Source organism: Demequina aurantiaca, from assembly GCF_000975135.1.
GTDB lineage: Bacteria > Actinomycetota > Actinomycetes > Actinomycetales > Demequinaceae > Demequina > Demequina aurantiaca.
On record NZ_BBRF01000002.1, the window covers coordinates 292040 to 315356 of the forward strand.

General features: G+C 64.3%; 20 protein-coding genes. 8 read left to right on the forward strand and 12 right to left on the reverse strand.

What is annotated here, in order from left to right; genetic code table 11:
• The first annotated feature begins 220 nt into the window (after window positions 1-220).
• The gene (locus AOP73_RS09815; RefSeq protein ID WP_061965442.1) at window positions 221-2866 is read left to right on the forward strand and encodes a multicopper oxidase domain-containing protein; all 2646 of its coding nucleotides are present in this window, start codon (window positions 221-223) and stop codon (window positions 2864-2866) included.
• Between the two features lie 76 nt (window positions 2867-2942).
• A complete protein-coding gene (locus tag AOP73_RS09820; RefSeq protein WP_061965444.1) occupies window positions 2943-3338 on the forward strand; it encodes a DUF2249 domain-containing protein in 396 nt (131 codons plus the stop codon).
• A gap of 50 nt (window positions 3339-3388) precedes the next feature.
• On the opposite strand, the gene AOP73_RS09825 is transcribed toward AOP73_RS09820, so the two are convergent.
• The 3 genes from AOP73_RS09825 to glnA all read right to left on the reverse strand — a co-directional run bounded on the left by AOP73_RS09825 (window position 3389) and on the right by glnA (window position 5862).
• On the reverse strand, window positions 3389-3916 hold the full coding sequence (locus AOP73_RS09825; protein WP_236683578.1) for a uracil-DNA glycosylase family protein: 528 nt from the start codon (window positions 3914-3916) through the stop codon (window positions 3389-3391).
• A gap of 113 nt (window positions 3917-4029) precedes the next feature.
• The gene (locus tag AOP73_RS09830) at window positions 4030-4338 is read right to left on the reverse strand and encodes a hypothetical protein (RefSeq protein ID WP_061965448.1); all 309 of its coding nucleotides are present in this window, start codon (window positions 4336-4338) and stop codon (window positions 4030-4032) included.
• A 90-nt stretch (window positions 4339-4428) separates the two neighbouring features.
• Window positions 4429-5862, reverse strand: a complete 1434-nt coding sequence (gene glnA, locus AOP73_RS09835) for a type I glutamate--ammonia ligase (protein WP_061965450.1) — start codon at window positions 5860-5862, stop codon at window positions 4429-4431.
• A gap of 178 nt (window positions 5863-6040) precedes the next feature.
• Between glnA and AOP73_RS09840 the strand changes: the two genes are divergently transcribed.
• Complete coding sequence (locus AOP73_RS09840; RefSeq protein ID WP_061965461.1) at window positions 6041-6466, forward strand: RDD family protein; 426 nt, start codon at window positions 6041-6043, stop codon at window positions 6464-6466.
• A gap of 202 nt (window positions 6467-6668) precedes the next feature.
• Here AOP73_RS09840 and AOP73_RS09845 read toward each other — a convergent pair whose 3' ends face one another.
• The 3 genes from AOP73_RS09845 to lipB are packed head-to-tail and all read right to left on the reverse strand — an operon-like array spanning window position 6669 to window position 9110.
• Complete coding sequence (locus AOP73_RS09845; RefSeq protein WP_061965463.1) at window positions 6669-7361, reverse strand: DUF4191 domain-containing protein; 693 nt, start codon at window positions 7359-7361, stop codon at window positions 6669-6671.
• A 34-nt stretch (window positions 7362-7395) separates the two neighbouring features.
• Window positions 7396-8403: a lipoyl synthase gene (lipA, locus tag AOP73_RS09850; RefSeq protein ID WP_061965465.1), complete on the reverse strand. Its 1008-nt coding sequence runs from the start codon at window positions 8401-8403 to the stop codon at window positions 7396-7398.
• Window positions 8400-9110: a lipoyl(octanoyl) transferase LipB gene (gene lipB / locus AOP73_RS09855; protein ID WP_061965467.1), complete on the reverse strand. Its 711-nt coding sequence runs from the start codon at window positions 9108-9110 to the stop codon at window positions 8400-8402. Before lipB ends, lipA begins: the two co-directional genes overlap by 4 nt.
• Before the next feature lie 53 nt (window positions 9111-9163).
• On the opposite strand from lipB, the gene AOP73_RS09860 reads away from it, so the two are divergent.
• Window positions 9164-11347 (forward strand): MMPL family transporter, encoded by a 2184-nt coding sequence (locus tag AOP73_RS09860; RefSeq protein WP_061965470.1) that lies wholly within the window; start codon window positions 9164-9166, stop codon window positions 11345-11347.
• A 69-nt stretch (window positions 11348-11416) separates the two neighbouring features.
• On the forward strand, window positions 11417-12748 hold the full coding sequence (locus AOP73_RS09865) for a protein kinase domain-containing protein (RefSeq protein ID WP_061965472.1): 1332 nt from the start codon (window positions 11417-11419) through the stop codon (window positions 12746-12748).
• On the opposite strand, the gene AOP73_RS09870 is transcribed toward AOP73_RS09865, so the two are convergent.
• From AOP73_RS09870 to lpdA, 3 genes are read right to left on the reverse strand one after another with little or no spacing between them, the layout of a single operon-like run.
• A complete protein-coding gene (locus AOP73_RS09870; protein WP_061965474.1) occupies window positions 12711-13619 on the reverse strand; it encodes a TIGR01777 family oxidoreductase in 909 nt (302 codons plus the stop codon). The genes AOP73_RS09865 and AOP73_RS09870 overlap by 38 nt on opposite strands.
• Before the next feature lie 10 nt (window positions 13620-13629).
• On the reverse strand, window positions 13630-15513 hold the full coding sequence (gene sucB / locus AOP73_RS09875) for a 2-oxoglutarate dehydrogenase, E2 component, dihydrolipoamide succinyltransferase (protein WP_061965476.1): 1884 nt from the start codon (window positions 15511-15513) through the stop codon (window positions 13630-13632).
• Window positions 15514-15533: 20 nt separating this feature from the next.
• A complete protein-coding gene (gene lpdA / locus AOP73_RS09880; RefSeq protein WP_061965478.1) occupies window positions 15534-16919 on the reverse strand; it encodes a dihydrolipoyl dehydrogenase in 1386 nt (461 codons plus the stop codon).
• A 91-nt stretch (window positions 16920-17010) separates the two neighbouring features.
• On the opposite strand from lpdA, the gene AOP73_RS09885 reads away from it, so the two are divergent.
• On the forward strand, window positions 17011-17346 hold the full coding sequence (locus AOP73_RS09885; RefSeq protein ID WP_061965480.1) for a hypothetical protein: 336 nt from the start codon (window positions 17011-17013) through the stop codon (window positions 17344-17346).
• A gap of 84 nt (window positions 17347-17430) precedes the next feature.
• Here the strand turns inward: AOP73_RS09885 and AOP73_RS09890 are convergent, their stop codons facing one another.
• Complete coding sequence (locus tag AOP73_RS09890) at window positions 17431-18888, reverse strand: leucyl aminopeptidase (protein ID WP_061965482.1); 1458 nt, start codon at window positions 18886-18888, stop codon at window positions 17431-17433.
• Window positions 18889-18920: 32 nt separating this feature from the next.
• Here AOP73_RS09890 and AOP73_RS09895 point away from each other — a divergent pair, with 32 nt between their 5' ends.
• Entirely contained in the window at window positions 18921-19928 is a 1008-nt protein-coding gene (locus AOP73_RS09895) for a quinone-dependent dihydroorotate dehydrogenase (RefSeq protein ID WP_061965484.1), read from the forward strand.
• On the opposite strand, the gene AOP73_RS09900 is transcribed toward AOP73_RS09895, so the two are convergent.
• Window positions 19918-21054: a TDT family transporter gene (locus AOP73_RS09900; protein ID WP_160295468.1), complete on the reverse strand. Its 1137-nt coding sequence runs from the start codon at window positions 21052-21054 to the stop codon at window positions 19918-19920. The two genes, AOP73_RS09895 and AOP73_RS09900, sit on opposite strands and share 11 nt — an antisense overlap.
• Window positions 21055-21146: 92 nt before the next feature.
• Here AOP73_RS09900 and AOP73_RS09905 point away from each other — a divergent pair, with 92 nt between their 5' ends.
• Window positions 21147-22061 carry a LysR family transcriptional regulator gene (locus AOP73_RS09905; RefSeq protein ID WP_061965488.1) on the forward strand — a complete coding sequence of 305 codons (915 nt, stop codon included), beginning with the start codon at window positions 21147-21149 and terminating at the stop codon, window positions 22059-22061.
• A 165-nt stretch (window positions 22062-22226) separates the two neighbouring features.
• Here the strand turns inward: AOP73_RS09905 and AOP73_RS09910 are convergent, their stop codons facing one another.
• Entirely contained in the window at window positions 22227-23243 is a 1017-nt protein-coding gene (locus AOP73_RS09910) for an aldo/keto reductase family protein (protein ID WP_061965490.1), read from the reverse strand.
• Window positions 23244-23317: the final 74 nt, after the last annotated feature.

Here is a 23317-nt window from a genome sequence, read left to right on the forward strand (position 1 = left end):
GGCTCCGCCCCGGTAGCACCGGCGATTGCCGCGATGCATATCGTGCCCGAATGGTGCGCCCTTGGCATCGCGCGCGCAAGGGACTTAGGTCCCGAGATAAATCGGGGGTCGTATCGGATACTTCGAAAGTGAGCGAATTAGAGAGCCACCACGTTGCCAAATTAGGGCGCCTTGCGGCCCTGATCCCCGATGGCTTACTGCCGTGGACGGATGATGCCTCATGAGAGCACGCTGGCACCTCCGCGCCAACGCCGTCGTTGTCCTTTGGCTCGTCGCCGCGGCCGTTGTCGCGATAGCGCACCGAGCAATCCCCGCCGCTGCCTGGATGATGGTTCACTTGCTCATGCTGGGTGGGGTCACTGCCGCCATCCTCATTTGGAGCGCCCATTTCACGCAGGCCCTGCGCCGCCGTGATCTACCCACGGGGCTCACGGGGCAGGCAATCCGCCTTGCCGGCCATAGCATCGGCGCAATCCTCGTGATCGTGGGAGTCGTGGGGGCCATGGACTTCTCGCTGTGGGCGGGGGCAGTGGTGCTGATTGCTGTCGGCGTATGGCACGGGTTTGAGTTGATCGTGGTCAGCCGGCACAGTCTGGGCGGACACCTCAGTTGGTCGACGTGGGGCTATGTGGGATCAGCTGGGGCCCTAGCAATGGGAATCATTGGTGGCGTGTACCTCGCCCGAGGTGGGGCTCCCCAGACCATGGCCCGTCTATACGTTGGCCACACGACAGCCATGCTGTTGGGCTGGGTGGCACTAGCGATCGTGACGACACTCATTACCCTGTGGCCTACTGTCCTCGCCGTCAGGTTGGAACCCATGTCCATCCGACGTGGGCGCATCGCGCTACTCACGATCGGGGGCGCTTTGGTCGTCATCGGTACGGGCCTGGGTTTGGATCTGCGGTGGATCACCGTACTCGGCTACGCCATCTATGGTGGCGGGCTGGTCGTCGCCGGGATCCCACTGGTGACGGCCTGGCGTGTCAAGCCACCCTCGACAGCCGCGGCGCTTCACATCGCATGCGCGATGGTGTGGTTGATCGTGACTGTCCTCATATGGGGAACTTTTGTCGCCCTGGGCAGTAGTTGGGAGGACGTGCAGGCGCGTCTTGGCGGACTCATCGCCCCCATCGTCGCGGGCGCCGCAGCCCAAGTTCTGCTGGGGGCGCTATCCCACCTGATGCCGATGGTGCTGGGAGGCGGTCCCACCGCAGTGCGCGCGGCGCGTGCCCGGGTAGAGCGCGGCGGCACAGTGCGCCTCGTGCTCTTCAACGGGGGCATGCTCCTCTTTGTTCTGCCCACTCCCAGTCTGGTGAGCGTGGTCGGATCGCTGTTCGCGCTCGGGGCGGCTATCGCCACCCTGATCGCCATCGTGAGCGGCGTGGTGGTTTCGCGCCGGACGCAGCGCGACATCGCCCAGACGGGTCCGGTCGTCGTCTCGGTGGCGGAGATGGAGCGCGACCGCGTTCCCCGCCGCAAGGTGTCCGCCCTTGTCTCGGTATGCGCTCTGGTCGTGGGGACGGCCATCGGAGTCGCGGCGGACCCGGCTGCCGCGGGAATCGGGACAGTCGACGCGTCTCAATCCGTGGTTGCGACGGGCAAGACCGTCGACGTTGACGTCGAGGCCGTCAGCATGCGTTTCACCCCGAGCACCATCGAGGTGGACCCCGGTGACCGCCTCCTGATTCACGTCACGAATACCGACGACACGGTGCACGACTTGGTGATGGATTCAGGCGCGTCAAGCGGACGCTTGGGGGTTGGCGAGACCGCCACGATGGACGTCGGAGTCGTGGGCCGTGACATGGATGGCTGGTGCTCGATCGCCGGGCACCGTCAGATGGGAATGACACTGAAGGTACTGCTCACATCTGATCCGACCACCGGCCCCGACATGGGTGGCGCGGATGCCCAGGGCCACCACATGCCGGGGATGACTGACGGCGGCACGACCACCGGCGCATCGGCCGCCGACGGTATGGATCTCATGGGAGAGCCCACGGTAGGGGCGCGCGATGCGTCGCTACCTCCGGCTGACGATGCCACTACGCACCAGGTGACCATCGAGGTCACCGACGAACTACTGGAGGTCGCTCCTGGTGCCACCCAGACGCTGTGGACCTTCAATGGCGGTCCCGTTGGACCCACGTTGCGCGGCAAGGTAGGTGACACCTTTGAGGTCACGCTCGTCAACAGCGGCACCATGGGCCATTCGATCGACTTCCACGCCAGTGCTGTGGCCCCGGATCCGAGTATGCGCACCATCGAGCCAGGCGAGTCGCTGGTGTACTCGTTCATCGCGAAGCACGCGGGAGCTTGGCTGTACCACTGCTCAACGATGCCGATGTCGCTGCACATCGCCAATGGCATGATCGGTGCCGTCATCATTGATCCGCCGGACCTGGAACCAGTGGACAAGGAGTTCGTGATGGTTCAATCCGAGTACTACTTGGGGGCGCAGGGAGACGTCGCGGACGCCGACAAGATCAACGCGGAGCGACCCGACCTTGTGGTGTTCAACGGCTACGCGAACCAATACCGCCACGAGCCTCTCGACGTCGAGGTGGGAGAGCGGGTGCGCGTGTGGGTCGTGGATGCTGGTCCCAATCGTGCCTCGTCGTTCCACATTGTGGGTGGCCAATTCGACACTGTCTATAGCGAAGGCGGGTACGCGCTAGGCGGACCGGGAGCCGACACCGAAGGCGGCTCGCAGGCCCTAGCGCTGCAGCCGGGACAAGGCGGATTCGTCGAACTTGCTTTCCCCGAGCCTGGTCAGTATCCGTTTGTGTCGCACGTCATGATCGACGCCGAACGCGGCGCATCTGGCCTATTTGACGTGACAGCACCAGGTGGCGACCAGTAAGCCACTGTGCCAAGAGAACCACTGAAACCCACAAAGCTGCGCCACTGGTGTGGCGCAGCAAGCAAGGAGACAAGACATGACCGAGACTCAGAAGACCCAGGCCACCCAGGCAGGCACAGGTTGCGCGTGCGGTGGCGATGGCGGTTGCAGCGGCGACGCCAAGGCAACCGCACCCCAGGTCATCGGGATCGAGGAGGTGACCGCCCCTGCGCCCTCGGCACCCGCGGCCACCGAGGCGCACGAAGGTGACCTCGACGTGCGGACCATCGACCACTCGGCGCGACATGCGCGTGTGATCGGCGTCGTGACGTCGCTCGTACCCGGTGAGTCGATGGTGATCGCGGCTGACCACGCGCCGTTGGGCGTGCTCAGGGAGATCGACGCGGAAGTCCAGGGTGACTTCCGCTTTGAATACCTCGCCGAGGGCCCGTCGCTGTGGCGCGTTCAGGTAGAGCGCGTGACCTGCTGCTGAGACCTTGAAGGCACGGGCCACCCGGGCGTCGCGACGTCACGGGTGCGCTGTCACCGTCCCAAAACCTGCGCGACGAGCACGCGCAGCTCGGGCAGGACATCAGTGGCAAACCACTCGTTTCTCGCTTGCCACCTGAAATTCAGCGGCGATGGGTGCACCAAGGGGAAGTAGGTAGGTAGGTACTCGCGAAAGTCGTGCACGGTCGCTGTAAGAGTGCGCTTGCGAGCGTCTCGTAGGTAGTGCGCCTGTGCGTAGGCGCCGACGAGCAAGGTGAGCGAGACATCGGGCATCGCTGCGAGCAATGGTGGATGCCATCGGGAAGCGAAGCCGCGACGCGGCGCTGCGTCGCCGCTCGGACCCTTGCCCGGAAAGTAGAAGTCCATCGGCAGTACCGAGAACAACGACGGGTCCCTCAATTGCGTCAGAGTGACTCCAAGCCAGTCAACGAGGTTCCTGCCGCTACGGTCGTCCCAGGGAATTCCGCTCGCCTGCGCGTGCCTTCCTGGCGCTTGCCCGACAATCGCGATGCGGGCGTCGGGGTGCGCGGTAAACAGCGGCTGCCATCCCCGCTCAGTCATCTCCGCATTTGAGGGGTCTGCGACCACCTGTGCCCGGATTTTACTGATCTCAGCGGCGGTCATTCGTTATCGAGCTCTAGGTCAGCGCTGGGGTCATTCGACTGGGCTGAGGGTCACTCGGTCTCGAGGCGACGGAGGAAGGCACGTAGGTCGAAGAGGATCTCTTCCTCCGAGTAGTCCGTAGCCTCCGCGAGCTGGCCAATGAGCCACTGCGTGATGACGGTGGTGCCGATCAACAGTGGGGTGATCTCGAGAGCGACCTCGTCGTCCTCATCTTCCTCGACCGTGAATGCGCCGGCGTCCTCGAGGCCGATGAACGCCTCGTCGAAGGCCTTGTCCTCGTCGTCCGGGCCCTCGGCTCGTGCGGCGTTGGCGTAGAAGTCGACGAGTACCTGGGCGGTCTGCTTTGCTGATTCATCCATGCGCTAAGCATACGAGCAACTGTCCGAGGGGCAACGCAGAAGCGGGGCCACCCGGTGAAGGGTGACCCCGCTTTACTGAGCAGCTACGGCTTAGCAGTCGTAGTAGAGCTCAAACTCGTGCGGGTGCGGACGGAAGCGCAGCGGGTCGATCTCGCTGGTGCGCTTGTAGTCGATCCACTCGGCGATGAGGTCGTCCGTGAAGACGCCGCCCTCGAGCAGGTAGTCGTGGTTCTTCTCGAGTTCGTCGAGCACCTCGGGAAGCGAGGCGGGAACCTGCTGGATCTGTGCGTGCTCCTCGGGGGGCAACTCGTACAGGTCCTTGTCGACGGGTGCGGGGGGCTCGATGCGGTTCTTGATGCCGTCGATGCCGGCCATGAGCAGCGCCGAGAACGCGAGGTACGGGTTGCTCGATGCGTCGGGTGCGCGGAACTCGATGCGCTTGGCCTTGGCGTTCGAACCGGTGATCGGGATGCGAACCGCGGCGGAGCGGTTACGTGCCGAGTACACCAGGTTGACAGGAGCCTCGTAGCCAGGCACCAGGCGGTGGTACGAGTTGACCGTGGGGTTGGTGAAGGCAAGCAGCGACGGCGCGTGCTTGAGGATTCCACCGACGTACCAGCGAGCGATGTCGGACAGTCCGCCGTAGCCGGACTCGTCGTAGAACAGCGGCTCGCCGTCGTTCCAGATGGACTGGTGGACGTGCATGCCGGAGCCGTTGTCGCCGAAGATGGGCTTGGGCATGAAGGTCACGGTCTTGCCCGCGGCCCAGGCAACGTTCTTGACGACGTACTTGAACTTCATGAGGTCGTCAGCAGCGTGCAGCAGCGTGTTGAAGCGGTAGTTGATCTCTTGCTGGCCGCCGGTGCCCACTTCGTGGTGTGCGCGCTCCATGTCGAGTCCAACGTTCGTCAGAGCGGTGCACATCTCGTCACGCAGGTCTGCGTACTGGTCGCCAGGGCTGACGGGGAAGTATCCACCCTTGATGCGGGTCTTGTAACCACGGTTGGGCGTGCCGTCTGCCTCGGTCTCGTTGCCGGTGTTCCACCAGCCCTCAGAGGAGTCGATGTGGTAGTAGCCCTCGTGCTGGTTGGTCGCGAAGCGCACGGAGTCAAAGATGAAGAACTCGGCCTCAGGGGCAAAGAAGGCGGTGTCGCCGATTCCGGTCGACTTCAGGTATTCCTGAGCCTTCATGGCGACGTTGCGAGGGTCACGCGAGTAACGCTCGTTCGTGAAGGGGTCCACGATGGAGAAGTTGATGACCAGGGTCTTGGCCTTGCGGAACGGGTCGACGAAGGCGGTAGCGACGTCCGGCAGCAGCTTCATGTCGGACTCGTTGATGGCCTGGAACCCGCGGATCGAGGATCCATCGAACATGGCGCCGTCTTCGAAGATGTCTTCGGTGAACTGGTGCGCAGGAATGTTGAAGTGGTGCATCGAACCCGGAAGGTCGCAGAAGCGAATGTCGACGTACTCAACTCCTTCGTCCTTAACGTAGGCGAGGGCCTCTTCGGCGGTGTTAAACATCCGTTTGCTCCTTGAAAGTAATCTCTAGCCTGGAGTGGCAAGTACCACCTTAACGGGCGGCAGTTTCTCCCGCGTTCGTGGAATGTTTCGGGCATGTTAACTGCGGGGCTCACAGCGACCTATTTTGAGCACAAAGCCGACGATTGGGACTCGCCGGCTGCCCGGCTACGATGGGCGCGTGACTACCTCAGAAACCCCGACGGCCGATGCTGCCGCACGCCCTGGAATTGGCCGTCGCCTGCTGGGGCTTGGCATTGACTGGATGCTGTCCCTGCTCATTTCCTCCGCGTTCTTTGCGAACGCCACCGCCGTCGCGGCCGCTGGCCCCTTTGAGAGGGTGCTGTTGGTGGGTAACTCGTTCGCGACGCTGGGAATCTGGGCTGTTCAGCATTTCCTGCTCGTGTCGACGCTCGGCACCACGATCGGACATCGCATCGTCGGCATCAAGGTGGTGCGCGTGGATGGTGGTTCTCCCATCGGGCTGATCGGTGGAGCTATTCGCACCATTCTGCTGGCCTTGATAGTGCCGGCCCTGTTCACCGACCCCGAGGGACGCGGTTACCACGACCGCGCGGCCCACACACGACTCGTCCGCACGCGATGAGCGCCGAGTCCGAGTCACTCGAAGCGGTGGCCGCTCAACGCGTCGTGGAAGCGGGTACTCCGCACCCCAGGTACTGATTGACGCGGGCTCAGCGACGCATGGCAAGTCCGTTCCCGGGGGCTAAACCGCCGCGGCCCTTGACCCTGGTGTCGATCCACAGGACTGCGTAGCGATCGAGCACCCAGTCCCATACTTCCCCGAGCTAGCGAGTGCCCTTACGGTTGGGGCGAGCGCGCATCGGATCGACGCCCTTTGGCACGGCAAGCTTCTGTCCGCCGATGGCGCGCAGACGAGCAGTGACCGCGTCACGTTCGCCTTTGGAAAGAACCTTCTTGGTCCTGCGAATCTTTTTCGACAGATCCTTGAGGGGGACCTGACCCTCGCCGGTACCCACGTAGATGGCGTTGATCGGCACACCAGGGATGAGCTTGCTCACCCGGCGACGTGTGGCGTCGACCTGCTTCTTGGCGGCGTTGCCACCCTCGGCGAGCAGCAGCACGCCTCCACGACCAATGCCCTGGAACACGACGGACTTGCCGCGCGGGTCAATCGACACCGGGTCGTCGGCGAAGCTCCAGCCGGAGCGGATGGACTGTGCGACGGACAGCGAGCCGCCGATCTGGCCCTCCATGCGCGCGAAGGCGTTCTTCTCAAAGCGCTTGGTGAGTGTGAAAAGCATCACGAGTACCGCGGTGAGGAAGCCAAAGACGGAGGTGTACACGATTGCCGCGGTGGATCCCATCAGGATTCCCACGACTACCGCAATACCGATGATGCCGACAAACTCCCCGATCATGATGGGGAGCAGGAACTTGTCGTGCGGTGCGGTGACCTTGTACGCCTGCCAGATCAGTTTGTACCAGCGGGGCTTCTTCTCGGGTTCAGTCTTAGCCATAATGCCCCACAGTCTAGTCGCTTCAGCGAAGGTGCTAAGCGCGCGCCTTGAGCAGCGCCGATGCCTCCTGGCGTGCCTCGACCGGCTCGCCAAGGTGAGCGAGGGCATCGGGAATCTGTCGACCCTTGCTCGTCATTGCCTGACCCCAGAGGCGGCCGGCGCGGTACGACGAGCGAACGAGCGGTCCGGACATGACGCCGAGGAAGCCGATCTCCTCCGCCGCGTCGGACAGGTCCACGAACTCCTCGGGCCTGACCCACCGGTCAACGGGGTGGTGGCGGGGGCTGGGTCGCAGGTACTGGGTGATGGTGATGAGGTCGCAGCCCGCGTCGTGCAGGTCCTGCAGTGCCTGGAGCACCTCGTCCATGGTCTCGCCCATGCCCAGGATCAGGTTGGACTTGGTGACGAAACCGTCTTCCTGCGCGGAGGTGAGTACCGATAGCGAGCGCTCGTAGCGGAACGCTGGGCGGATTCGCTTGAAGATGCGCGGCACTGTTTCAACATTGTGTGCGAGCACCTCCGGACGCGAGGAGAAAACCTCGGCAAGCTGCTCGGGAACGGCGTTGAAGTCGGGGATTAGGAGTTCGACACCGGTGCCAGGGTTGAGTTCGTGGATCTTGCGCACGGTCTCGGCATACAGCCACGCGCCGCCGTCGTCCAGGTCGTCGCGCGCGACGCCGGTCACGGTGGAGTACTTCAGGCCCATCTGCTGGACGGACTGCGCGACCTTGAGGGGCTCGCCACGGTCAAGGGCAGAGGGCTTACCGGTGTCGATCTGGCAAAAGTCACAGCGCCGGGTGCATTGGGCACCGCCGATGAGGAACGTCGCCTCACGATCTTCCCAGCACTCGAAGATGTTGGGACAACCAGCCTCCTCGCACACCGTGTGCAAGCCGCCGGACTTGACGAGCGACTTGAGCTCGTTGTACTCGGGGCCCATGGTTGCCTTGGTGCGGATCCATTCGGGCTTGCGCTCAATGGGCGTCTCGGCGTTGCGGGCTTCGACGCGCAACATCTTGCGTCCCTCGGGTGCGATAGTCACACGGTCTCCTTTGTGGGGGTCGCGTTGGCGGCGGCGCCGGTGTGCGCCTGGTTAGAAACACTAGTGGTCAAGCGTACGTCGGTGAGCGCGCTTTCCAGGCATTGGGTCGCTGGAACCGAAACCTCTGCGATGCTGACGTCACGGCCGAGCTCTGCGGACAACGAGGTAACTCCCGCGTCGCCGATGCCACAAGGGACGATGCTGCCGAACTCGCCTAAGTCGGGGTTGCAGTTGAGGGCGAAGCCATGCATCGTGACGCCTTTGGCGACACGCACGCCGATGGCGCACACCTTACGTTCACGCTCAGTGTCCGTGGCCGGGAGCCACACTCCCGAGCGGTCCTCGACGCGAACAGTCTCGAGGCCGTACGAGCGACACAGGTCCATCGTCGCCTGTTCTAGTGCCCGAACGTACTTCACGACGTCAACAGGCTCGCGGAGTTTGACGATGGGATAGCCGACCAACTGGCCCGGGCCGTGCCACGTAATCTTGCCGCCGCGGTCCACGTCGACAACGGGGGTGTCGTCGGTGGGGCGATCCCACGAGGCGGTGCGCCTGCCTGCCGTATACACGCTCTGGTGCTCCACCAGAATGACGGTGTCCGGGCGCGTGCCCGCGACCACTTCGGCGTGGATCTTACGTTGCAGCTCCCACGCTTCGTGATACTCGACCAGGCGTTCGCCCAGCCCGAGTTCCAGGATTTCCATAGGTTCAGGCTAACGCGTCGGAATGACTTGCATTTTCATGCGTTACTTATGCCATGACCTCGACAAAGAAGACCTGGTGGCGCCCCGTAGCGATCGTTGTGATGATCATGGCTTGGCTCGCGATCAGCGGTGTGGGTGGCTCGACTTTCGGCAAGCTTGGCTCCGTCCAGGAGAACGATGCTGCGGCGTTTCTTCCCGCCAGCGCCGAGTCCACGGAGGCGGCGGCTTTGCATCAGGAATTCGTGCCCTCGGACACGATTCCAGGTCTGTTTGTCGTCGACGGAATCGCCAACGACTCAGACATTGGGGACGTCGAGGCGTTCGCTAAGGAGGCCGGGGAGACACCCATCGAGGGCGACCCCGAGGACCGCACGGTCAACGACATCCTGGTGGCGCCGCCCACGGTTGTCCCGTCGGAGGACGGGGAGGCCGTGCTCGTCGCCTTCAACCTCGGCGCGGAGAAGTTCTCGGAGAACATCGGCGAGGAGACCCTGGGCGAGGCGTTTGCGTCGACGGTGCGCGACGTGTGGACGGAGCAAGATCTCGACCTCAACGGATACCTCACCGGTCCCGTAGGACTCACTGCAGACCTCGTGGCCGCCTTTGCGGGCATCGACGGCATCCTGCTGCTGGTCGCACTCGCCGTGGTCCTGATCATCTTGCTGATCGTCTACCGCAGCCCCGTGCTGCCGTTCGCGGTCCTCATGACGGCCATGATCGCCCTCACGGCGGCCATCATTGCGGTGTACGCGATGGCCAACGCCGACATCATCACCCTCAACGGTCAGAGCCAGGGAATCATGTTCATCCTGGTCGTAGGCGCGACCACGGATTACGCGTTGCTCTTGGTGGCGCGTTACCGCGAGGAGCTGCAGCGTCATCAGTCGCCGTACGAGGCGATGAGCGTGGCCTGGCGCCGGTCGCTTGCCCCCATCGCCGCATCGGCCGGAACTGTTGTGTTGGGCCTGCTGGTGCTCCTGCTGTCTGACCTCAAGTCAAATGCATCGTTGGGCCCCGCGGGGGCTATCGGAATCGTCGCTGCGTTCGTGGCCGCCCTGACTCTTCTGCCCGCTTTGCTGCTCATTGGTGGCAAACACGCGCGTGGAGTCTTCTGGCCCAAGCGTCCGGTCTACACCGGTGACAGCTCGGATGACGAGGACTCCATTGAAGCGGTTGAGAAGCGTGCAGGAGTATGGGGGCGAGTCTCACGCGCAGTGGATGCGCGTCCTCGACGCACGTGGATTGGCGCCGGAGCGGTCCTTCTCCTCATGTCTGCGGGTCTGTTTGGGCTGAAGGCCGACGGCCTTGGCTCGAGTGATGTCTTCACCGGCGAGGTGGAGTCCACGACCGGATTCGACGTGCTTGAGGCTCACTTTGACGCAGGGCAGAGTTCGCCCATCCGCGTCTTTGTCCCGGAAGCCGACGCAGACGAGGCATTGGAGGCCGTCCAGGGAGTCGATGGGGTGACCGCCGCCTACCCGCTGACCGAGTCCGTGGCTCAAGGCGCCCCGCCCATGGGTGGAGGCGAGCCGCCCATCGTGGTCGACGGCATGGTTGAAATTGATGCCGTCACCGAGGTGGCCTCCGCATCGGCTGAGGCGACTGACACGGTTCAGGCAGTGCGTGACGCTGTGCACCCCATCTCTGATCAGGCGCTGGTGGGTGGCGAGGCCGCCGAGAACCTCGACACGAAGCTCACAACGGACCGGGACATCACTGTCATCATCCCCGTGATTCTGCTGGTTATCTTTGTGGTCCTCATGATCCTGTTGCGTGCGATCCTGACGCCGTTGCTCATCGTGCTCGCGAACATTCTGTCCTTCGCCGCCGCGCTGGGTCTGTCGTCCGTCTTGTTCAACACCGTCTTCGGCTTCCCGGGGATGGACCCGGCGACGCCGCTACTCGGGTTCGTCTTCCTCGTTGCCTTGGGCGTGGACTACTCGATCTTCCTCATGTCCCGCGCCCGCGAGGAGAGTCTCAAACACGGCACCCGTGAGGGCGTGCGGCGGGCACTCGCAGTGACCGGAGGGGTGATCACTTCCGCGGGTATCGTGCTCGCCGCGACCTTCGCCGCCCTAGGTGTCATCCCGCTGATCTTCCTCGCGCAGATCGCCGTGATCGTGGGCCTGGGTGTATTGATTGACACGCTGATCGTGCGCTCACTGCTGGTTCCTGGGCTGGTGTCGGACATCGGTCGCGCGTCCTGGTGGCCGTGGCAGCGCTCGATTGAGAACTAGGCCTCGGCCCGGAGGAGTTCGTCCTGTGGATAACGGCTTCGCTGCCTTGGGAGTTGTCACAGTGGAGGAATGAACTGGTTCCGCACAGGTAGCGCCGCCGTGAATACGGCGACCTCCGGCCCCGCACGAACGGTCGACCGCGTCGTGGGGGAGGGCGTCGATGCCTTTGCCGCGGCCCGTGAACGAGCAGCCACGCTGCGACTTGTCGCGGATGCACGCGTGTGTGTCCCCGAGAGAGTGACGATGCGCAAGGACGGAGTGGTGGTCGCGACCATGCCGAGTGTCGAGGGCGTCAATCTAGACGCGCTGCTGGCACGACGCGGCTACCTGTCCCTGGGGGAGTGTGTATATCTAGGTGTGCACCTCTGTGGTGCGCTTGCCACGCTACACAAAAGCGGACTTGCCCACGGTGACCTTTCTCTCGCGAACGTGATGGTGACACGCTCCGGCATCGTGGTGGTCGACACCGTGGGTGGTGGATTGCCCCACGAGGTAGGTACGGAGGGATTTCGTGCCCCAGAGCGGACCAAGGGCGCTTCCATGCAAGGCGACGTCTACTCGGTCGGGGCGGTGCTCGCCGCGTGCGTGGACCCCGTCATGCGTCAGGGCTTCATGGGCTGGCTCGATCCATTGCTGGATCCGAACGCGGCCTCCCGTCCCTCCGCGAGTGGAATTGAAGCCGGACTGGGACGCTGTGCGAAGGCGGTGCCGATTCAGTTGGGGGAGTGGGGCGTGGCCGGCGAGTTGCGCGCCCACGCACACGAACCGCGTGAACGGACCACGGTGCTACGAAGTTCTCGCCCGTGGCGAATGAGGCGACTAGGGCTGCGAGTCGCGATCACCGGGCTCGCGGCACTCGCCGTCATTGTCGCGGCTGCCTATGTCATTCCCCGAACCGACAGCGCGGCTGCGGGTAGCGATCCTGAGAGGTCGGCTCCACCGGGGGACATCACGGGCCACGCCGGCCCCTCGGCCCAACCCTCGGCGGTAGAGAGACGAACTGACGAGGTGTCGGCAACGGACGCCGCTCGAGACCTCACCAACGCGCGTTTTGCTGCCCTGGCGGAAGGTGACGGTGCCGCACTTATCGCGACAGGTGTTCCCGACACTGAGGTTGCCGCGCAACTCCAGGTGCAGGCGAGTGCGCTCACCGCCGGTGACCTGCGCTTCCACGGATTGAGTGCAACAGTGGTGGCAGTCGAGCCGTCGTCGGCGGGTGACGGCGGACTCCCGTGGGTCACCGTGACCTATGTGGTATCCGAGCACTCCGTCTGGAGTCGCGACCCTGCCACGGGCGTTGAGGAAGTCACCGACGTCAGCGCCCATAAGGAGATAGCCCGCCTGGAACTTCGGCAGGACGGTTCTACATGGAGGGTGGCGCGAGTCCAGCCTCAGTCATGACCCAGGTGGCCGCCTCGTCGATGGTGGCGTGATCCCACGTGAAGCCCAAACGCGTGAGCACCCCGGGTGTCGCCTTCTGAGAGCTGAGCAGGTCGTCGATGGCAGGACCGATGGCTATCTCGAGCATCCACGCCGGCACCACGAGTCCAGCCTTCTTGCCGACGGCGGCGCTCAAGGCATCCATCAGGTCCTGATCGCGCACGGGGGAGGGCGCGATGATGTTTGCGGGGCCGGCGTGGTCTGAGTCGATCAGGTAGCGCAGCGCGCGCACTTCGTCGTGAAGGGTGATCCACGCGTGCCATGGGTTCGCGCTGCCAAGCCCACCAAGAATTCCTCGCTTCACCAGCGGGAGGAGGCGGGCGGCGAACCCGCCGTGCGGGGCGAGGACCAGACCACTACGGATGAACACGGTGCGCACCCCAGCCTCAACTGCCGGCTCCGCTGCAGCCTCCCAGGCGAGCACGATGTCCGACAGGAAGGTGTCTCCTGGCGCGGATCGCTCGCTGAGCTCCTCGGTGCCCCGTGCACCGTAGAAACCCATGGCAGAGCCGGACAGCAGCACGCCGTCGGTGCGCGGCGCATACGCACGGGCAATGAGATCGGTGGAATCCACGCGGGACTGTTTCACGAGGCGCTTGTGGCTATTCGTCAGGCGCTTGGCGCCGATGGAGGCGCCAGCAAAGTTGACCACGGCATCGGCGGACTGCACGACATCCTGGTCGATCACGCCGCCCGCAGGGTCCCACTCTGATTCGAATGGGCCCTGCGGAGAACGGCGTACGAGCGCAATCACCTCGTGGTCGTCGGCGCGCAGTGACTTCGTCAGTGCGGTTCCGATCAGGCCAGAGGCCCCTGAGATGACGACGCGCATGGTGTCGTGGCTACAGTCCGACTTCGGACTCGAAGGCGCCTTCCTCGAGACGCTTCTTCACGCTCTGCAGGAACTTCGCTGCGTCCGCGCCGTCCACGATGCGGTGGTCGTAGCTGAGCGGGAGGTAGCACATGGGGCGAATTGAGATGACGTCTTCGCCGTTGGGACCGCGGACCACTACTGGCTTCTTGACAATCGCGCAGGTCGCCAGGATTCCCACCTGAGGAGCCGGGACGATCGGGGTGTCGAACATCGTGCCACCCGAACCGGTGTTGGTCACCGCGAACGTACCACCGGAGATCTCGTCCGAGCTGAGTCCGCCGGTGCGGGCCTTCTCGGCGAGGTCGGCAATAGCCTTCGCGTGTTCGCCCACGGTGAGGTGCTCGGCACCGCGCATCGTCGGCAGCATGAGTCCCTTCTCCGTGTCCACGGCCAGCGAGAGGTTCACGCTGTCGTGGTAGACGATGTTGGTGCCGTCGACGGAGGCGTTCAGGAACGCGTGCTCCGCGAGCGCCTCGGCGACCGCCTTGGTGAAGAACGGCAGGAACGTCAATTTGACGCCTTCGCGTTCTTGGAAGCCGTCCTTAGCCTTGGCCCGGAGCGCCCAGATCTTAGAACAGTCGACCTCGACGACGGAGGTGAGCTGCGCCATGCCGTGCAGCGACTCCATCATTTTTTCCGAGGTGATCTTGCGGATCCGTGACATCTTGACCGTGGTGCCGCGCAGATCCGACTCGACGAGCTCACCCGATGCGGCAGATTCGCTCGCAGTTGCCGGCGTAGCTGCGGCTGCGGAGGAGTCCGTTGATGCTGGCGTAACGGCAGGGGCGTCCGCCTTGGTGGCTGCCTCGAGGACGTCCTCCTTGCGGATGCGTCCGCCCACGCCGGTACCAGTCAGACCCGCGAGGTCGACGCCGCGTTCGGCGGCGAGCTTGCGCACGATTGGAGTGACGTAGCCACTGCCGTTCGACGACCCTGCATCGGTCGCCGCTGGAGCAGGAGCGGACGCAGCCGGTGCCGAATCAGCGGGCTTCTGAGCTGCCTCGGGTTCCGGTGCGGACTGCGGCTCGGGAGCTGCCTTCTGCTCCGCGGGGGCCGCGGCGGTGCCAGCGGCCGGAGCCTCGGGCTCAGTCTCGTCAGTTTCGACATCCGCTTCAGCGTCGGCCTCGGACGGAGTGGACTCCTCGCCTGCTGGTGCTGCGGGGGCGGCGTTGCCATCCCCGATGCGTGCCAGGACAGCTCCGACCTCAGCGTCCTCATCCTCCTGAACCAGAATCTCGGTCAGCGTGCCCGCGAAGGGCGAGGGAATCTCGGTGTCGACCTTGTCGGTTGAGACCTCGAGAAGAGGCTCGTCCTGCTCGACCGAATCGCCGACGCTCTTCAGCCAACGGGTGACGGTGCCTTCGGTGACAGATTCGCCCAAGGCAGGCAGCGTCACGTCCTGGCCACCCGCTGCGGGAGCAGCGGATTCGGCAGGAGCAGACTTCTCCTCTTGCTCAGGCTCTGACTTCTCCTCGGGCTCGGCTGGGGCTTCCTCAGCTGGAGCCGGCTCGGCCGCAGATGCGCCCGCATCGTCCGAGGGTGCGGATTCAGCAGGAGCGGATTCGGCGGAAGTCGACTCCTCAGCTGTAGCGTCGTCGCCACCAGCAGATTCACCGGCCTCGCCGATGCGCGCCAGTACGGCACCGACCTCGGCGTCCTCGTCCTCCTGGATGAGGATCTCGGTCAGCGTGCCCGCGAAGGGCGAGGGGATCTCAGTGTCGACCTTGTCGGTCGAGACTTCGAGAAGAGGCTCATCGACCTCGACGGTGTCGCCGACATTCTTTAGCCAGCGGGTAACGGTTCCCTCGGTAACGGATTCGCCGAGGGCAGGAAGCGTGACGTCATTGCTCATGTTGCTCATTGTCTCCGAAATCAGTCGTGTTGGTGGAGTGGCTTACCGGCGAGCGCCAAGTGCGCCTCCCCAAGCGACTCGTTTTGGGTGGGGTGGGCGTGTAGCAGGGGTGCCACGTCTTCGGGGTGCGCGTCCCAACTCACGATGAGCTGAGCTTCGCCAATCTGCTCGCCCATGCGAGCGCCAATCATGTGAATGCCAACCACGGGGCCGTCCTTCACGCGAACCAACTTGACGAAGCCCTGGGTGGCGAGGATCTGGCTCTTGCCGTTACCTCCCAGGTTGGTCTCGAGTGCCTCGATGTTGTCCGCGCCGTGGATCTCCGCGGCCTTGGCCTCAGTGAGTCCCACGGACGCAACCTCGGGGTCGCAGTAGGTCACGCGGGGGATGTTCGCCTCGATGATCGGCTGGGGGTTGAGACCGGCGATCTGCTCGGCGACAAAGATGCCCTGCGCAAAGCCGCGGTGTGCGAGCTGAAGGCCGGGAACGATGTCACCAACCGCGTAGATGTTCGCGACCCCGGTGTGTAGGCGCTCGTCGGTCAGCACAAAGCCACGGTCGAGTCGCAGTCCCTGATCTTCGTAGCCGAGGTTTGCGGTGCGGGGTCCGCGGCCAACGGCGACCAGGAGGATCTCCGCCTCGAGAACGGTGCCGTCCTCGAGGGTGACCTTGACGCCGTCGTCGTTCTGCTCAACGCCCTGGAACTTGACGCCAACCTTGAAGTTGATCTTGCGCTTGCGGAACTGACGCTCGAGCGCCTTGGACAGCGACTCGTCTTCGTTGGGCACGAGGTGGGGCAAGCCCTCGACGATGCTGACGTCAGCACCGAAGGACTTCCACACGGAGGCGAATTCGACGCCGATGACGCCACCACCCAGCACGATGGCGGACTGAGGAACTACGTCGAGTTCAAGTGCCTGGTCAGAGGTCATCACACGACCGCCGATTTCGAGACCCGGCAGCGAACGGGCGTAGGAGCCGGACGCCAGGACGATGTTCTTGCCGGTGTAGCGCTCTCCGCGAACCTCGACCGTGTCGGGACCCACCAGCGTGCCGTGGCCCTCGATCACGTGGACGTCACGGCTCTTCACGAGTCCGGTCAGTCCCTTATAGAGGCGGTCGATCACGCCCTGCTTGTACGCATTGACGGCCGTCATGTCAATGCTGTCGAGCGTGGTGTTGACGCCGAACTTGGAGCCCTCGCGGGCGTTGTCGGCGAGCTCGGCCGCGTGCAAGAGGGCCTTCGTTGGGATACAGCCGTTGTGTAGACACGTACCTCCAACCTTGGACTCCTCAACGAGTCCAACGGTGAGCCCGAGCTGGGCTGCGCGCAGTGCAGCGGCGTAGCCGCCGCTTCCGGCGCCGAGGATAAGGACATCAAACGAGCGTGGGGTTGACTCGGTCACAGTGAAAATCTCCTTGTAAGGAAGTCGGTCCTACCCATCTTGCCACTCCTCACGGCACACGTGAACCGCAAAGCGTGACTAACCTGGGCACATGGGCATCTTCTCGCGCAAGTCAAGGTCGAAGTCGTCGTCACAGGCGTCCGGAACCGGTTCCAAAGAGGCGCAGGCGGCCACCGTCACGCACCTCAAGACATTTATCGCCGGCCACCCCGGATGTGAGGCGTTCATCGAGCCACCCACCCGCGTCACTCAGACCACCATGGTGGTCGTGGCGGATACAGGCGAATGGACACGGCGCAAGGTGCCGGACCCCGTCGCGGCTCGCAAACTTGCCACGCAGCTCGGCATCCCCGCCTTCGATGTCAACCTGTCGGGATACCCGTCGCGCATGCGCGAATGGAACGAAGCGCACCGCAAGGGTCTATAGCCCCACGCGCCGGCTGGTGCCGGCCGCTGGGACGCGCAAACGCCCGCCCCAGCATCGGCCGGAGCGGGCGTTGACGAGCGGAACCTAGGCGTTGGCGCGGTTCTCCAGGAACTGCAGGAGCGTGCGCACACCGGCGCCAGTGCCGCCAGACGGCGTGAAGCCGTGCGCGGACGCCTCGTTGTATGCGGGACGCGCGATGTCCAGGTGAGCCCACTTGGCGTCGCCCACAAATTGCTGCAGGAACACGCCGGCGGACAGCATGCCACCCGCGGGGCCCGCAATGTTCTGCAGGTCTGCGACCTTTGATTCGAGCTGCTTGAGGAGGTGCTGCGGGAGCGGCATCGGCCACATGGGCTCGGATACCGCATCGGCGGCGGCGACGACCTCGGCACGAATCTCGTCGACGCCCATGACGCCGGACGTCTGGGTTCCGAGTGCGACGCCCTGTGCGCCCGTCAGTGTCGCGATGTCCAGAACGACGTCGGGGTTCTCCTCGATGGCCCGCACCAGGCCGTCTGCCAAGACCAGGCGGCCCTCGGCGTCGGTGTTGAGAACCTCAACCGTCTTGCCGCCGTACATGCGGATGACGTCGGACGGGCGCTGAGCGGTGGCGGAGGGCATGTTCTCGGCGAGGCACAGCCAACCGACAACACCGATCTGCAGGTTTGCCTGCGCGGCACCAAGCACCGTGTGCATGACGGCGGCCGCACCCGCCATGTCGGACTTCATGGTCTCCATCGACTTTGGCGGCTTGAGCGAGATTCCACCAGAATCAAAGGTGATTCCCTTGCCCACGAGCGCGACGGTCTGCTTCGCGCCCTCAGGCTTCCATTCGAGACGCACCAAGCGCGGCAGTCGAGCCGAACCCATGCCTACGGCGAGGATGCCATTGAAGCCCTCCTCGGCGAGCTGCTGGACGTCGAAAACGGTGGCCTCGACTCCCATCGCGCCGGCATACCCCTCCGCGATCTCCGCGAATGAGCCGGGGAAGAGATCTAGTGGGGGAGTGTTGACGAGGTCGCGGGTGCCGGCAACGGCGCCCGCGATGATGCTTGCGCGCTTGAGAGTGTCCGCGGAGGCGCCAGCGACAAGCCAGGCCGTTCCGGTGTCCTCATCGGTGGCGTCGTCATCCATCACTGCATCGGACTTGTAATCGGTGAAGCGGTAAGCGCCGAGCAGCGCGCCCACCGCGAACGCCGCGATGCCGTCGTCGTCTGCCTCAATCGCGATGACGACTGTCGAGGGCTCCTTGCCGCATTCACGCGCGGCGCTACCTGCCGCAAGCCGTAGGTCGGTAGGCGTGCCGTCGCCTAGGCCCACTAGCACCACCCGCTTAGCCGCCAGGCCCACGCCCGGAAGGACGGTGGTCGCGCCCACCTTGCCCGAGGCGTCGAGCTTGCCCGCGAGCTCGGAGAGCGTTGCGAGGGCTTCGTCGTCCAGCTGGCCATGGGGCGAGATTGCTCCGTCCGCAGTAACGCCCAGGATGAGGGCGTCCGCGGTGAGCGTCGATAGATTGTCGCTTGTTGCGTGTATTGAGGTCATGAAACGAGCCTAACCCCCGCTAGGTTGGAGGCGTGTACTCGTCTCTCTATCGCCACGTCATTTCCAAGCTCGATGCCGAGAGCGCTCACCGGCTCGGCGTCAACGCGTTCCACTACGGATACGTGGGGTTTCGCGCCGCGCGTGCCACCGGGGTGCTGGACCAACCGGACCCTAGCGGTGCAGTGACCGTGATGGGAATCACGTTCCCTGCCCCGCTCGGCCTGGCCGCCGGCATGGATAAGAATGGTGAATCTGTCCGCGGTCTCGCGGCTGCCGGCTTCGGGTTTGTCGAGATAGGCACCGTCACGGCACGTGCGCAGCCGGGCAATCCCAAGCCGCGCTCATGGCGCGAGCTGGACGTGCGCGGCCTGCGCAACCAAATGGGCTTTAACAACGATGGCGCGGATGCTGTCGCCGAGCGGCTATCCGTGATGCGGGCCTCGCCTGAGGGCGCCAAGGTGATCATGGGCGTCAACATCGGCAAGACGAAGGCCACCCCCGCCGCCGATGCTGCGGCTGACTATGCGTACTCGGCGCGGGTTCTCGCTCCGTACGCCGACTACATGGTGGTCAATGTGAGTTCGCCCAATACGCCTGGGCTGCGCGATCTCCAGTCCACCGAGGCCCTGCACCCTATCCTGGTGGCCGTGCAGGCCGCCATGGAGGACGTGGGCAAGCGGGTGCCCCTGCTGGTGAAGATTGCGCCGGACCTTGCCGACGAGGATGTGGATGCCGTGGCTGACCTTGCTGGGGAGCTGGGGTTGGACGGCATTGTCGCGACCAATACGACCATCGCTCACGATCGCGGTCCAGGAGGGCTGTCGGGCCCCCCGGTGCATTCACGAGCACTTGACGTCGTGACACGTCTGCGCGCTCGCGTGGGTGGAGAGATGACCATCATCGGAGTGGGCGGAATCGACTCGGTCGACGACGCACGAGCGCTTCTCGCGGCGGGTGCGAATCTGCTACAGACCTACACGGGCTTTGTCTACAACGGCCCCGGGTGGGTTGCACGGCTGAACGCCGAACTTACGCGGTAGCCCACGCAGCGGCGACGTGAGACTGCGCCCTGACGAAGGTGCGGCGCGCGGTCACTGCCCAGCCGGCGACAAGCAGGGCGAAAAGTGCCATGGCAAGTCCTGCCAGTGCAGTGGAACCCGTGTGAGCAGCCAGCCCGGAAGCCCCGGTCACACAGGTGCCCACGGGGAAGGTAAACGACCACCACGACATGGTGAACGGCATTCCGCGGCGCAGAGCGTGACGAGTGAGCAGGACCACGATCACCAGCCACATCATCGCGAAGCCCATCGTGGGAACGCCATAGGCGACGGCTAGCTTGGGAGCGGCTGCGGCGGCGGCAGGCCCCACGACCGTTCCCGTGTGGTCAGCCAGCAGGTTTGTCGCCGTGGTGGACTGGCCGAGGAAGCCAAGCACGATCCACGCAGTGGGGACAATCGCTGCTGCGGGCACCGACTTGTGCATCATTCGGCTCCACAATTGCGTCGTGAGGATGATCGACGCGATGAGGCTGGCACCGAACATTGCGCCGAGCGCCAGGGTGAACGTCAGCCTTGGTTGCCCCGCCCCGACGTGTTCGATGAGAAGCGCCCCCGTGGATGCGGACACCATGGGCGCAACCACGGGCATCAGCCAGCCACCAAAAGCGCCGTCCGATTCAAACGTGTGCCGAGTGAACATGAGGTACGGAATGACAGTGGCAGAGGCGAGTCCGATGGCGGTACCCACCGTCCACAGCACAACGAAGACGCCAAGTGCGACCGGATCGGGAAGGAACTGCCCCCCTGCGAGATAGGCCCCGGCACCTACCGACATGATCCCCATGGCCGGTGCTCCGTAGGAATGCGCACGCACGGGGTCAAGGTGGTGGCGAGCGGCGAGGTGCGGGTGGCGCACTGCCTGGAGAATCCCGGCAGAAGTAGCGGCGATCATGACCGTTGCTCCCAGCACCCATACGAGGGCAGCGATCGCGTGGGTTGCCGAATTTCCGACGGGCAAGGTCATGAGTGCGACCGCAATGATCGACGTACCCATCACAGGCGTGAACCACGACGGAGAAAAGCGTGCGCTCACCACGTCAGCGGCGCCGCGCAATCGTGATGCAGTGCCGGTAGCGAAGTCTGTCGGGGGGAAAGTTGTCGTCGTCACGTTTCGATTGTGTGCCTCGCGATGCATTCTCGGTAGGGGCTCCCATTTGTCGGGATACAAGTTAATGTTGTATCTATGTTCAGGTGCCTCCCATGACCCGTCAGCCGACAGAGCTCGCTCCGCTGCGCATGCTGGTAGCCGTGCATGAGCACGGCTCACTGAGTGCTGCGGCAGATGTCCTGGGGGTCTCTCAGCAGGGCGTGTCCGCGCGTATGCGGGCGCTGGAGTCCCAGTGGGGTTTGCGCTTGTTCGAGCGGTCGACTCGCGGGACGACATTGACCCCCGAGGGCGTCGTGATCGCCGAGTGGGCCCACGACCTACTGAGCAGGTCTGCGTCATTCGAGTCCGCGGTAGACGCACTCAAGAAGGATGCGCAGTCCCACGTGCGCGTGGCCGCTAGCCTTACGGTCGCGGAGCACCTCATGCCCTTGTGGCTGACCAGATTTGCGGCGACTGGCGACCCGGCGCGCCTCGAACTATCCGCAGCCAACAGTGCCGGGGTGATTGCGGGTGTAAGGGACGGCAAGTACTCCATCGGCTTCATTGAGACTCCCGACGTGCCCGAGGATCTTGATTCTATGATCGTTGCCAGCGACGAACTGGTCGTCGTCGTGGGTAATACCCACGCATGGGCGTCGCGCGATGCGGTGACAGTCGAAGAACTCGCCGCCACCCCACTCATCAGCCGAGAGCGCGGATCCGGAACTCGGACCACACTCGAGCGCCGCGTGCGCCTCGCAGCCGAGGGCTTGACCATCGTGGAACCCGCAGCAGAGTTACCCACGGCACTCGCGATCCGGTCGACGGTGATGGCCGGCGGGGGAGTCGCGGTACTCAGCGGACTGGCTGTTGCGGATGACTTGGCCGCAGGCCGACTCACCCGCGTGGAGACCGAGGACCTCACCTTTCCGCGTCCAATCGTGGCGGTGTGGGACCCGCGTGCGCCTCGTCACGACGCGGTCAGACGGCTACTGGACATTGCCCGAGACGGCGCCAAACCTTCCTGAAAAGATACTTTGAATATCGGGAACTAGTACCGAATCTCGCCCGTTATCCAAGTGTGCGTACCTGCCAGGCGCACGATCATTGTTTTCTCCTTTGAAACAAGTAGAAGGGCCCCGCGATCCTGGACGGTCGCGGGGCCCTTCTGTGTTCAATGCTGCTGTTGACGGCTACACCGGCCGGGTCTGCGGACTGGTCTTGACGGTCATTCCGGGGTCGCGCACCACGGCATCGCCCAGGGCGTCGTCGATGCGGGTCATGAGTTCGTCCGGGATGGTGACGCCCGATGCCTTGGCGTTCTCGTATACCTGCTCGGGACGTGACGCGCCGATGATGGCCGCTGCCACATTCGAGTTCTGTAGCACCCAGGCCACGGCGAGCTGGGCCATCGACAGGTCCAGTTCGTCAGCGATGGGTTGCAGTTTTTGCACGCGCGTCAGTAGCTCGTCGTTGCCGAGGAAGCGGCTGATCATGTCCTTACCGCCCTTATCGTCGGTGCCGCGTGAACCCTCGGGAGCGGGCTGACCCGGCTTGTACTTGCCGGTGAGCACACCTTGGGCGACGGGGGACCAGACAATCTGCGAGAGACCCGACTCCTCCGAGGCGGGGACAACCTCGTCTTCGATCACGCGCCACAGCATCGAGTACTGGGGCTGGCTCGAGATTAGCTGGATGTTGAGTTCCTTGGCGAGCGCGGCGCCGGCACGGATTTGCTCGCCGGTCCACTCGCTGACTCCGATGTACAACGCCTTGCCCTGTCGGACCACGTCCGCGAACGCGGTCATGGTCTCTTCGAGGGGAGTTTCGGTGTCGTAGCGGTGCGCCTGGTAGAGGTCGACGTAGTCGGTCTGCAGCCGCGTCAGCGACCCATTGATCGACTCCATAATGTGCTTGCGCGACAGGCCGGTGTCATTGGGACCCTTGGGGCCAGTGGGCCAATAGACCTTGGTAAAGACCTCGAGTCCCTCGCGCCGCTCACCCTTGAGGATGTCGCCCAGAACGGTTTCGGCAGCCGTGTTCGCGTACGTGTCGGCAGTGTCGAACGACGTGATGCCGACGTCGAGCGCGGCCTTGACGCAGGCCGCGGCCTGCTCGTTGGCGACCTGTGACGCGTGCGTCAGCCAGTTGCCGTAGGTGAGCTCCGTGATTTTGAGGCCGGAGTTGCCCAGGTAGCGATATTCAGTCATACCTTCACACTAACCAGCGCCGGAGCGGCGAGGGCAGAAAACCTTACGCGCTGGGTGAAACGGCTATTCCGCGC